Genomic DNA, 11,890 nt, shown 5'->3' with positions numbered 1-11,890 from the left:
CGTCCGCACCGTGAAACCCCTGGAGCGTCCTTCCCATGGCACCGCGCATCCTGCTCGCCCGGCACGGCCAGACCGAGTGGTCCCTTCTCGGCCGGCACACCGGCAGGACCGACATACCGCTGCTCGACGAGGGACGGCGCGGGGCGAAACTGCTCGGCGAGCGCCTGCACCGGGGCCCCTGGCAGGGGCTGCCCGACGTGGAGGTGCGCACCAGCCCGCTCGTCCGGGCGAGCGAGACCTGCGAGCTCGCCGGCTTCGGGGACAGGGCCCAGCCCTGGGACGCGCTGATGGAGTGGGACTACGGCGCGTACGAGGGGCTCACCCCGCCCGAGATCAAGAAGATCCAGCCGGACTGGTTCATCTGGCGCGACGGCGTCCCCGAGGGGGAGACGCTCGCCCAGCTGTCGGACCGCGCCGACGAGATCGTGGAGTGGGCCCGCTCCGCCGACCGGGACGTCCTGGTCTTCGCCCACGGCCACATCCTGCGCTCGATCGGCGCGCGCTGGCTCGGCGAGGACGTCTCCTTCGCCTCCCGCATCCGCCTGGACCCGACGAGCCTCTCGATCCTCGGCTGGGCGTACGACGCCCCGGCGATCGAGCGCTGGAACGACACGGGGCACCTGGAGCAGTAACGGCCCGGGAGGTCTCAGTACGTGCCGGCCAGGACCCGGCTGGTCTCCGAGAGCAGGTCGCGGATCCGGGCCGAGGCGATGCCGTCGAGGGAGTCCACGACGCGCCGCGCCTCCGCCGCCGCCTCGTCCCGGCGGCCGGCGTGCGCCAGGTCCTTGGCGAGGTGGGCCCGGTAGAGCGCGAGGTTCCGGGCGAAGTGCGGGTTCTGCAGGACCACCGCCCGGTGGGCGTGGCGCGCCGCCCGGCCCCACTCGCCGAGCGCCGACCAGCACCCGGCCTCCAGCGCCTCCCGCTCCGGCTCGCCGAAGAAGGACATCCACTCGGGGTCGCCCTCGGCCGGGCCCCGCTCGAAGTGCTGGTGCGCGCGGCCGAGGGCCTGCTCGCAGGCGGAGCGGTCGCCGAGCCCCGCCCACCCGCCCGCCTCCCGCAGCGACAGCAGCGAGAGCAGCCGGGCCGAGTCCAGCGGCTGCGCGGCCCGCAGGCCCGCCTGGGCCGCCCGTACCGCCTCGCGGTGGCGGCCGGTGTCCCGGGCCAGGAACGAGGTGTTGCAGAAGGCGTGCGCCTCCAGGGCCGCGTTCCCCGCCACGCGCGCGGTGGCCAGCGCCTCCGCGTAGTGCGAGCGCGCGTCCTCGTGCCGCCCCGAGTCGTGGGCCAGCCAGCCGACGGAGAGGGAGAGCTCGCCCGCGCCCGCGTGCAGCCGGTCCTCGGTGGAGCGGCGGGTCATGGTGCCGGCGTCGAGGAGCGCGTACGCGGTACGGAGCGGCTGGGCGGCCACCTTGTAGAGCCCGTCGGCGCCGTGCCGGTCGTCGAGCAGCCGGATCCGCCGCACGGCGTCCTCGACGGCCCGCACCTCGGTCTCGCCGATCCGGTGGGTGCCGCGGGGGGAGGGGATCGCGACGGCGGGGCCGCCGAGTCCCAGCGAGGCGGCCGCCAGGGTGGCGGAGCCGCTCGTCATGAATGCGCGACGCAGCACGTCGCTCTCCTCATCGTTCCGGGTGGTGATGGCGGCGGGAGGCGCTGCCCCGGCCGGGACGGCCTGCCGCCGGCCGCGCACCGTCTCCCGCGCGGAGAACCCCAGGTCGGAGAGGCTCAGACCGGGGAACATGTGCAGGAAGACCCGCTCGTACGCGTAGTTGGGGCAGCGGATCTCGCCCGCCTCCACGCGCCCGATGTAGCGTGCGTCGCACGCGACCTGTTCGCCGATCTCCCGCGCCGCCCGGCGGACCGCCGCGGCGAACTCCGCCGGCGAGTGCTGTCCGCGGAGCCGACGGAAGGCGAGATTGGGAACTGCCCGTGACATCGCCATGGCCGAGCCCTCTCCTGGTGCTGCCGGGTTTCCGGCGGCAAGAACGTACCTGCTGTGACCGGATGCGTACGCTGAGTTTGGCTACAAATCGGATATCTCGCCTGTGATCTGCCATGAACTGCCATCCTTTGCGGCGGCATGGCGCCGTAGCCGTTGACGCGTACGGGCGTTGAACCGTATGGGAGAGACGGAACGCGTCTCCTCTCGTAGCGAGGAGGGATCCCGATGTCGGAGATCGGTTCGCACTCGGCCACGCGGCACGCACCCGCCCCGGAGGCCGCACGCCACACACCCGCCCCGGACGTCACACGGAACGCTCCCGCCCCGGAGGCCGACGGGTCCCGGCCCGCCGCCGGAGCCTGGGACCTGGTGACCGTCCCGGTCCGCCAGGGCCTGGAGGCCGTGGACATCCTGCGCCGCGCCGCCGCCCCCGCCGTCGGACCGGTCGTCCACGACGGCACCTGCGACACCCTCGGCTTCCTGGTGCCGCCCGGCACCGCCGCCGCCTGGGACATGCCCGGCAGCGCCTGTACGCGCACCTCGGGGCGGGGCCTGCGCCTCCCCGAGCTGCCGGAGCTCCCCGAACCGGCGGGCGACGCGCCCCGCCCCGCCGGCTGGCTGCTGCCCCCGGGCGACACCGACCGCGTCACCGACCCCGCCGTCCTGCGCGAGGCGCTCGGCGAGGCGGCCCGACTCATCGAGGCGGCCGACGGCTGCCACTGAGCTCCCAGGGGGCGTCTTGTCGGTCAGGCCGGGCTCGCGACGCCTGGCACCGCGCCTCGCCGGCCGTGCCCCGATAATGGGCCCGTGGCCAGGAACAAACAGCGGGACCGGGCGGCGGCGGCCGTCCCCGTCGTCGAGACCGTCGACGGCGGCCTCGCCGAACTCATACCCGACCGGGAACGCCCGCGCGGCTGGACGCTGCTCATCGACGGCGCCCCGCAGTCGCACGTCGACCTCGACGACCCGGCCCGCCTCACCTTCGAGTACCAGCGGCGCCTCGGCCACATCGCCGACCTCGCCGCCCCGCCGAACCGGCCGCTCCAGGCCGTCCACCTCGGCGGCGGCGCCTTCACCCTCGCCCGGTACGTCGCCGCGACCCGGCCCCGCTCCACCCAGCAGATCGTGGAGCTCGACGCGCCCCTGGTCCAGCTCGTCCGCCGGGAACTGCCCCTCGACGCCGGCGCCCGCATCCGGGTCCGCTCCACCGACGCCCGCGCCGGCCTCGCCAAGGTCCAGGACGGCTGGGCCGACCTCGTCATCGCCGACGTGTTCAGCGGGGCCCGCACCCCGGCCCACCTGACCAGCACCGAGTTCCTCACCGAGGTGCGACGGGTGCTGAGGCCCGGCGGCTTCTACGCGGCGAACCTCGCCGACGGCCCGCCCCTGACCCATCTGCGCGGCCAGATCGCCACCGCCGCCGCCGTCTTCCCCGAACTGGCACTCACCGCCGACCCGACGGTCCTGCGCGGCCGCCGCTTCGGCAACGCGGTGCTGCTCGCCTCGGACCGCGAGCTGCCGGTGGCCGAACTGACCCGCCGGGTCGCCACCGACCCGCACCCGGGGCGCGTGGAGCACGGCCGGGCCCTCGCCGACTTCGCCGGGGGAGCGGCGCCCGTCACCGACGCGAGCGCCAAGCCCTCGCCCGTACCCCCGGCGTCCGCCTTCCGCTGACCACCGCTCATGTCCGGCGGTCGTCGACCTCCACGCGGGGCGCGGTGTCGTGCCACACGCAGAACACCGACAGCTCGCGACCGCCCTCGGTGAACGTGACCCGGATCCAGGTCGGCTGCTTCCACACCTGCATCTGCCAGCCGGACGCGGGCGTCGCCGAGACCAGTTCCGCCGAGGTCTCCCCGAGGTCGAAGGTGACCCGGCCGCCGTCCACGGTGTAGGTCTTCACGTTCGAGTCCGGCGGGGTGGTGGCGGGCGCCGGTGTCGTCGGCCGCGTCGTCCTCGGCGGGGTCGCGGACGGGGTGGCCGGGGACGTGCGGGCCTCGCTCGGCGTGGACGTCGGGGCGGCGGACGCGGAGGGCGGGGCGCTCTCGGGCCGCCGGGTGGGGGAGGCCCCCGGGTCGTCCCCGGAGGCAGCCGTTCCGATGGCGGGGCCGGCCGGGAGGGGCAGTGCGCGGGGCGGGTCGTACACCGTGCCGGACAGCACCGTGTGCACCCCCCACCAGGACAGGGTGACCGCCGCGCCGGTGGCGAGCGACCAGGCCAGGGCGTGAACGGGTCCTCTTCGCACCGGGACATAGTGCACCACCGGACAAAGGCCCGTACCGGAGGGTGGACATTGCTCACGGCCTCACCCGAATGGCGTACGGTGCCGCCCATGGCAAGTGTGCTCGTGGTCGAGGACGACCAGTTCGTGCGCTCCGCCCTCATCCGGCAGCTGACCGAGGCCTCCCACACCGTACGGAGCGTCGGCACGGCTCTGGAGGCGCTGCGCGAGGTCGCCCATTTCCGCTTCGACGTCGTGATCCTGGACCTCGGTCTGCCCGATCTCGACGGGTCCGAGGCGCTCAAGATGCTGCGCGGGATCACCGACGTCCCGGTGATCATCGCGACCGCCCGGGACGAAGAGGCCGAGATCGTACGGCTCCTCCACGCCGGGGCCGACGACTACCTCGTGAAGCCCTTCTCCGTCGACCACCTCTCCGCGCGGATGGCCGCCGTCCTGCGCCGCTCCCGGGCCGCCGCCGACGAGCCGCCGCCCTCCCGGACCCTCCGCGTCGGCGGGCTCACCGTCGACCCGCTGCGCCGCCAGGCGGAGCTCGACGGGACGCCGCTGGACCTGACCCGGCGCGAGTTCGACCTGCTCGCCTTCCTCGCCGGGCGGCCCGGCGTCGTCGTCCCGCGCAAGGAGCTGCTCGCCGAGGTCTGGCAGCAGTCGTACGGGGACGACCAGACCATCGACGTACACCTGTCGTGGCTGCGCCGGAAGTTGGGCGAAACGGCCGCCCGGCCCCGCTATCTGCACACCCTGCGCGGGGTCGGCGTGAAGCTGGAACCGCCCCGGGAGCGGGAACCGGAGCCGCAGCCTTGAGATGGGCGCTCGTCAAGGTGTCCCTGGCCGTCACCGTCATGGTCGTCTTCGCCTTCGCCATCCCTCTCGGACTCGTCGTCAAGGAGATGGCCCGCGACCGGGCCTTCTCCAACGCCGAACGGCGGGCCGCCGGCCTCGCCCCGGTCCTCGCGATCACCACCGACCGCGACGAACTCGACAAGGCCGTCGCCACCACCGAGGACGGGGCAGCCGGCCGGCTCGCGATCCACGTGCCCGCCCCCGGACCCGGCGGCACCGCCCTGGAGATCGGCACCCGCCGCGCCGGCCCCCGGGAGCTCGCCGCCACCCGCCGTCTCGGCCGCGCCTCCATCGCCGAGGTCCCCGGCGGCTTCGCCCTGCTCCAGCCCACCGCGCTCAGCAGCGGCCAGGTCGCCGTCGTCGAACTCTTCGTCCCCGAGGGCGAGGTCAGCAACGGCGTCGCCACCGCCTGGCTCGTCCTCGCCGGCGTCGGCGTCGCCCTCGTCGTCGGCTCCGTCGCCGTCGCCGACCGCCTCGGCGTCCGCATGGTCCGGCCCGCCCAGCGGCTCGCCGGCGCCGCCCACGACCTCGGCGAGGGCAGGCTCGGCGCACGCGTCCCCGAGGAGGGGCCGCCCGAACTCAAGTCGGCCGCCGTCGCCTTCAACTCGATGGCCGACCAGGTCGTGCAGCTCCTCGCCAACGAGCGGGAGCTGGCCGCCGACCTCTCCCACCGGCTCCGCACCCCGCTCACCGTGCTCCGCCTCAACGCGGCCTCGCTCGGCTCCTCGCCCGCCGCCGAGCAGACCCGCGCGGCCGTCGAACAGCTGGAGCGCGAGGTCGACATCATCATCCGCACGGCCCGCGAGGCGAAGCCGCAGACCCAGGCGGCCGGTCCCGGCGCCGGCTGCGACGCCGCCGAAGTGGTCCGCGAGCGGATGGAGTTCTGGTCGGCGCTCGCCGAGGACGAGGGCCGCCGGGTGCGGGTCGCGGGCATCGAGCGCCCGGTCCGCATCCCCGTTGCCCGGCCCGAACTCGTCGCCGCCCTCGACGCCCTGCTCGGCAACGTCTTCCGCCACACCCCCGAGGGCACGGCCTTCTCCCTCGACGTCCACAACGGGGACGACGCCGTCATCGTCCTCGTCTCCGACGCGGGCCCCGGCATCGCCGACCCCGCCGCCGCGCTCGCGCGGGGCGCGGGTAGCGGACGCGACGGCTCCACCGGCCTCGGCCTCGACATCGTGCGCCGCATGGCCGAGTCGACCGGCGGCGACGTCCGCATCGGCCACTCGGTCCTCGGCGGTACCGAGGTGCGGATCTGGATCGGTCTCGGCGGACGCGGAGCCGGTACGGGCGGGGGTGGAGGCCGTCGCGGCCGCCGCCGCAAGGCGTGAGGCACCCGGGCTTCCGCGCCCAACCTTTCGTGGTTCCGATGCCTTCCTTAAGCGGACCCTAAGAATCCGAACGACGGCGCCGAGGACGGCAATTGTCCGTTTTCCCGGCGCTAGCGTGCTGCCGCACCCCACCTCCACCCCCGGCACGCAGAGGCAGGCACGCGATGGGCAGCAGTTCGCACCGGCGCAGGACGAGCACCCGGACCAAGGTCGTCGGAGCGGTCGTCGCGGCCGCCGTCGTCGGCGGCGCGGCCCTCGCGCTCACCGGCACCGCCCAGGCCGCCGCCGTCGGCGCCGCCTACACCCGGACGAGCTCCTGGACCGGTGGCTACACCGGCCAGTACGTCGTCACCAATGAGACCTCCAGCGTCCAGTCGGGGGGCTGGACGCTGGAGTTCGACCTTCCGGCCGGCACCACCATCGGCTCCCTGTGGAACGGCGAACACACCGTCTCCGGCAACCATGTCACCGTGAAGCCCGCGAGCTGGAACAGGCAGCTGGCGCCCGGCCAGTCCGTCACCGTCGGCTTCGTGACCTCGGCGTCCGGCGAGGCCGGCGACCCCACCGGCTGCCTCATCAACAAGGCCGCCTGCTCCGCCGGAGGCGCCACCCCCACCCCGAGCGGCCGCCCCACCGAGCGGCCCACCGCGACGGCGTCCCCGAAGCCGACGGCCACCGCGACGGCGAAGCCCACGCCGACCGCCACCGCCACCGCGAGCCCGAAGCCGACCGTCACGGCGACCGCGCAGCCCACGCCCACCCCCACCACGACCGGCGCACCGGCCACGGGCGCCAAGTACGCCCCGTACGTCGACACCTCGCTCTACCCGGCGTACGACCTGGTCGCGACCGTCGGCGCCACCGGCGTGAAGGAGTTCAACCTCGCCTTCATCACCTCCGGCGGCTCCTGCGCCCCGCTGTGGGGCGGCGTCACCGACCTCGCGAACGACAAGGTCGCGGCCCAGATCGGCGCCCTGCGCGGCAAGGGTGGTGACGTCCGCGTCTCCTTCGGCGGCGCCGCCGGCCACGAGCTGGCCCTGAACTGCCCGACCTCCTCGGCGCTCGCCGCCGCGTACGGCAAGGTCGTCGACCAGTACCAGCTCACCAAGCTCGACTTCGACATCGAGGGCGCGGCCCTCCCGGACACCGCCGCCAACACCCGCCGCTCGCAGGCGATCGCCCGGCTCCAGAAGGACCACCCCGGCCTGGACGTCTCCTTCACCCTGCCGGTCATGCCCGAGGGCCTGACCCAGCCGGGCGTGGACCTGCTGGCCGACGCCAGGCGGAACGGCGTCCGCGTCGACGCCGTCAACATCATGGCGATGGACTACGGGCCGGCGTACAGCGCCGACATGGGCACGTACGCCGTCCAGGCCGCGACCGCGACCCAGGCCCAGATCAAGGGCGTTCTCGGCCTCTCCGACGCGGCCGCCTGGAAGGCCGTCGCGGTCACCCCGATGATCGGCGTCAACGACGTCGCCTCCGAGGTCTTCACGGTGGAGGACGCCACCCAGCTCGTCGCCTTCGCGAGGTCCAAGGGGATCGGCCGGCTCTCGATGTGGTCCTCGGCCCGCGACAAGCAGTGCGCGGCCGGCGCCGTGAACCACGCCGACCCCACCTGCTCCTCGATCCTCCAGCAGCCGCTGGCCTTCACGAAGGCCTTCGGCGCCTACAAGTAGCCGGACCCCCGAGTCCCCCCACACCGCGCGCCCCGGCCGGAACCACCCCACCGCCGACCGGGGCGCGCACCCTTCGTGCCGTCGACGTGCCGTCGAACGTCTTCGACGGTTCCCGGACCTTGACCGTGTTCTGGCAGGACCCCAATAGTGGGAGCGCTCCCACCCATTCTTCGACGGGATGTCCATGCGCAGAACACGCCCCCTGCTCGCGGGGCTCGCCCTCGTCGCGGGCCTCCTCGCGGGAGCGGCCCCCGCGAGCGCCGCCCCCACCGCCCCGGCCGCCGCCTCCCCCTCGTACACCTGGAAGAACGTCCGCGTCGACGGCGGCGGCTTCGTCCCCGGCATCGTCTTCAACCGGAGCGAGAAGGACCTCCTCTACGCCCGGACCGACATCGGCGGCGCCTACCGGTGGGAGCCGTCCACCAAGACCTGGACCCCGCTCCTCGACTCCGTCGACTGGGACCACTGGGGCCACACCGGAGTCGTCGGCCTCGCCACCGACGCCGTCGACCCCGACCGGGTGTACGCCGCCGTCGGCACGTACACCAACGACTGGGACCCCGGGAACGGCGCCGTCCTGCGCTCCGCCGACCGCGGCGCCACCTGGCGGCGCGCCGACCTCCCCTTCAAGCTCGGCGGGAACATGCCGGGCCGCGGCATGGGCGAACGCCTCGCGATCGACCCGCACAAGAACAGCGTCCTCTACCTCGGCGCCCCCAGCGGCAACGGCCTCTGGCGCTCCACCGACTCCGGCGCCACCTGGGCGAAGGTCACCTCCTTCACCAACCCGGGGAACTACCGGCAGGACCCCACCGACACCAGCGGCTACAACTCCGACGAACAGGGCGTCGTCTGGGTCACCTTCGACGAGTCCACCGGTACGGCGGGCAGCGCGACCCGCACGATCTACGCCGGCGTCGCCGACAAGGAGAACGCCGTCTACCGCTCCACCGACGCCGGCGCCACCTGGACCCGGCTGCCGGGCCAGCCCACCGGCTACCTCGCCCGCAAGGGCGTCCTCGACGCACGCGGCGGCTTCCTCTACCTCGCGTACGGCGACAAGGCCGGTCCGTACGACGGCGGCAAGGGCCAGGTCTGGCGGTACGCGACCGCCACCGGCGAGTGGAAGGACATCAGCCCCGTCGCCGAGGCCGACACCTCCTACGGCTTCAGCGGCCTCACCGTCGACCGGCAGCACCCCGGCACCCTCATGGTCTCCGGCTACAGCTCCTGGTACCCCGACACCCAGATCTTCCGCTCCACCGACAGCGGCGCCACCTGGACCAGGGCCTGGGACTACACCTCGTACCCGAACCGCACCGACCGCTACACGATGGACGTCTCCTCCACGCCCTGGCTGACCTGGGGAGCCAGCCCCGCCCCGCCCGAGCAGAGCCCCAAGCTCGGCTGGATGACCGAGGCACTGGAGATCGACCCCTTCGACTCGAACCGCATGCTGTACGGCACGGGCGCCACGATCTACGGCACCACGGAGCTCGGCGGCTGGGACACCGGGACGAAGTTCACCATCCGGCCCATGGTCCGGGGCCTGGAGGAGACCGCCGTCCTCGACCTGGCCTCCCCGCCCTCCGGCGCCCCGCTGATCAGCGCCCTCGGTGACATCGGCGGCTTCCGCCACACGGACCTCGCCAAGGTCCCCCCGATGATGTTCACCGGCCCGAACTTCACCTCCACCACCAGCGTCGACTTCGCCGAGACCGCCCCGGACAGGGTCGTGCGCGCCGGGAACCTCGACGGCGGACCGCACATCGCCTTCTCCACCGACAACGGCGCCGACTGGCACGCGGGCCAGGACCCTTCGGGCGTCACCGGCGGCGGCACCGTCGCCGCCTCGGCCGACGGCGGCCGCTACGTCTGGAGCCCGGACGGCACCGGCGTCCACACCGGCACCGGAGGCGCCTGGACCGCCTCCACCGGCATCCCCGCCGGCGCGACCGTCGAGTCCGACCGCGTCGACCCGCTCACCTTCTACGGCTTCAAGGCCGGCACCTTCTACACCAGTACGGACGGCGGCACGACCTTCACCGCCCGGGCCGGCGGCCTCCCCGCCAAGGGCCCCGTCCGCTTCAAGGCCGTCCCCGGGAAGAAGGGCGACGTCTGGCTCGCGGGCGGCGCGACCGACGCCGCGTACGGCCTCTGGCACTCCACCGACGGCGGCGCCACCTTCGCCCGGGTCGCGGGCGTCGACCAGGCCGACACCATCGGCTTCGGCAAGGCCGCCCCCGGAGCCGCGTACCCCGCCCTCTACACCAGCGCGAAGATCGGCGGCGTCCGCGGGCTCTTCCGCTCCACCGACGCGGGCGCGAGCTGGGTCCGGATCAACGACGACGCCCACCAGTGGGGCTGGACCGGCGGAGCGATCACCGGGGACCCCCGGGTCTACGGCCGCGTGTACGTCTCCACCAACGGCCGCGGCATCATCTACGGCGACACGGGCGAGACCGGCGGCACCACGCCTCCGCCCGGAAACGCCTGCAAGGTCACGTACAGGGTCACCAACCAGTGGCAGGGCGGCTTCCAGGCCGACGTCACCCTCACCAACACCTCCGCCGCCGCCTGGACCGGCTGGACGCTCGGCTGGGACTACCCGGCGGGCCAGCGCATCGGCCAGATGTGGAACGCCACCCCCACTCAGACCAGCACCGCCGTCACCGCCCGGAACACCGGCTGGAACGGCACGGTCGCCGCCGGGGCCTCCGCCTCCTTCGGCTTCACCGGCACCTGGACCGGGAGCAACCCCGCACCCGCCGCCTTCACCCTCGGAGGCGCGACCTGCACGTGAGAACGACTCAGGCCCCGGTTCTTTCGAACCGGGGCCTGAACCATCAGGGTGAGTAACGGGACTCGAACCCGCGACATCCTGGACCACAACCAGGTGCTCTACCAGCTGAGCTATACCCACCACGACCGGCGGTTTTCCCGAAGGTTTCCCCGACCGGCCGAGAAGAAGTCTACAGGGTTCCGGAGGGTGCTCGCGCCACCGTTTCCCGCGGGGGCTTCCCGGGGCTTCCGGGGGCGCGAGCGGACGGTCACTCCGCGGGCAGGACGTGACGGGCCGCGATCTTCTTCGCGGTCTCCGAGTCCGGGCCGGGCTGCGGGACGAAGACCGCCTCGCGGTAGTAGCGCAGCTCCGCGATGGACTCGCGGATGTCGGCGAGCGCCCGGTGGTTGCCGTTCTTCTCCGGACTGTTGAAGTACGCCCTCGGGTACCAGCGGCGGGCCAGCTCCTTGACCGAGGAGACATCGACGATCCGGTAGTGCAGATGGCTCTCCAGGGCGGGCATGTCGCGCGCGAGGAAGCCGCGGTCCGTGGAGACCGAGTTCCCGCACAGCGGCGCCTTGCCCGGCTCCTTGACGTGCTCGCGGATGTACGCGAGGACCTGGGCCTCCGCGTCGGCGAGCGTGGTGCCGCCGGCGAGCGCGTCGAGCAGCCCCGAGGCCGTGTGCATCTGGCGCACGATCTCGGGCATGGTCTCCAGGGCCGCGTCCGGCGGGCGGATCACGATGTCCACGCCGTCGCCGAGCACGTTCAGTTCCGAGTCGGTGACCAGCGCGGCCACCTCGATGAGTGCGTCGTCCGTCAGCGAGAGCCCGGTCATCTCGCAGTCGATCCACACCATGCGATCGTTCATGCGTCCTACCTTAGGGCCTGCCTTTCGGATCGGACCGGGCGCGCGGGGCCCGATCCGAAGGGCGGACCCAGGGCGTGTCCCACCGATCCGGCCGGGCCCGTGGGCTTTCGGAACCTCCCCCGGAGGGCCGACGGGCCCCCGGGGGAGGTGCGAGGACGGTCACCAGGAGCGTGCGCCCCTCGTGTCCGCCGGTGACGCGCACCAGC

General features: G+C 73.9%; 10 protein-coding genes and 1 tRNA gene. 7 read left to right on the top strand and 4 right to left on the bottom strand.

Translation table 11 applies throughout. The annotated features are described in order from the left end of the window. Window positions 1-35: 35 nt before the first annotated feature. Window positions 36-632 (top strand): histidine phosphatase family protein, encoded by a 597-nt coding sequence (locus tag ABZ318_RS12735; RefSeq protein WP_356902478.1) that lies wholly within the window; start codon window positions 36-38, stop codon window positions 630-632. 14 nt (window positions 633-646) lie between these two features. On the opposite strand, the gene ABZ318_RS12730 is transcribed toward ABZ318_RS12735, so the two are convergent. Next, window positions 647-1,936, bottom strand: a complete 1,290-nt coding sequence (locus ABZ318_RS12730; RefSeq protein ID WP_356902477.1) for a tetratricopeptide repeat protein — start codon at window positions 1,934-1,936, stop codon at window positions 647-649. A gap of 225 nt (window positions 1,937-2,161) precedes the next feature. Between ABZ318_RS12730 and ABZ318_RS12725 the strand changes: the two genes are divergently transcribed. Further along, a complete protein-coding gene (locus tag ABZ318_RS12725) occupies window positions 2,162-2,659 on the top strand; it encodes a hypothetical protein (RefSeq protein ID WP_356902476.1) in 498 nt (165 codons plus the stop codon). An 84-nt stretch (window positions 2,660-2,743) separates the two neighbouring features. After that, window positions 2,744-3,610, top strand: a complete 867-nt coding sequence (locus tag ABZ318_RS12720; RefSeq protein ID WP_356902475.1) for a fused MFS/spermidine synthase — start codon at window positions 2,744-2,746, stop codon at window positions 3,608-3,610. A 7-nt stretch (window positions 3,611-3,617) separates the two neighbouring features. Here ABZ318_RS12720 and ABZ318_RS12715 read toward each other — a convergent pair whose 3' ends face one another. Then, window positions 3,618-4,181 carry a hypothetical protein gene (locus tag ABZ318_RS12715; RefSeq protein ID WP_356902474.1) on the bottom strand — a complete coding sequence of 188 codons (564 nt, stop codon included), beginning with the start codon at window positions 4,179-4,181 and terminating at the stop codon, window positions 3,618-3,620. 87 nt (window positions 4,182-4,268) lie between these two features. Here ABZ318_RS12715 and ABZ318_RS12710 point away from each other — a divergent pair, with 87 nt between their 5' ends. The 4 genes from ABZ318_RS12710 to ABZ318_RS12695 all read left to right on the top strand — a co-directional run bounded on the left by ABZ318_RS12710 (window position 4,269) and on the right by ABZ318_RS12695 (window position 10,834). Then, window positions 4,269-4,982 carry a response regulator transcription factor gene (locus ABZ318_RS12710; RefSeq protein WP_356902473.1) on the top strand — a complete coding sequence of 238 codons (714 nt, stop codon included), beginning with the start codon at window positions 4,269-4,271 and terminating at the stop codon, window positions 4,980-4,982. Then, window positions 4,979-6,352, top strand: a complete 1,374-nt coding sequence (locus ABZ318_RS12705; protein ID WP_356902472.1) for a HAMP domain-containing sensor histidine kinase — start codon at window positions 4,979-4,981, stop codon at window positions 6,350-6,352. Before ABZ318_RS12710 ends, ABZ318_RS12705 begins: the two co-directional genes overlap by 4 nt. A gap of 164 nt (window positions 6,353-6,516) precedes the next feature. Then, window positions 6,517-8,031, top strand: a complete 1,515-nt coding sequence (locus tag ABZ318_RS12700) for a cellulose binding domain-containing protein (RefSeq protein WP_356902471.1) — start codon at window positions 6,517-6,519, stop codon at window positions 8,029-8,031. A 184-nt stretch (window positions 8,032-8,215) separates the two neighbouring features. Further along, window positions 8,216-10,834, top strand: a complete 2,619-nt coding sequence (locus ABZ318_RS12695) for a cellulose binding domain-containing protein (protein WP_356902470.1) — start codon at window positions 8,216-8,218, stop codon at window positions 10,832-10,834. A 47-nt stretch (window positions 10,835-10,881) separates the two neighbouring features. Here ABZ318_RS12695 and ABZ318_RS12690 read toward each other — a convergent pair. Then, a tRNA-His gene (locus ABZ318_RS12690) sits at window positions 10,882-10,954 on the bottom strand. A gap of 127 nt (window positions 10,955-11,081) precedes the next feature. Next, window positions 11,082-11,684 carry an oligoribonuclease gene (gene orn / locus ABZ318_RS12685; protein ID WP_093875966.1) on the bottom strand — a complete coding sequence of 201 codons (603 nt, stop codon included), beginning with the start codon at window positions 11,682-11,684 and terminating at the stop codon, window positions 11,082-11,084. Window positions 11,685-11,890 lie beyond the last annotated feature (206 nt).

The sequence above is a fragment of the Streptomyces sp. NPDC006197 genome (assembly GCF_040613865.1).
GTDB lineage: Bacteria > Actinomycetota > Actinomycetes > Streptomycetales > Streptomycetaceae > Streptomyces.
The sequence above is the reverse complement of the archived record's forward strand: the minus strand, read 5'-3'. Positions and strand labels throughout refer to the sequence as shown.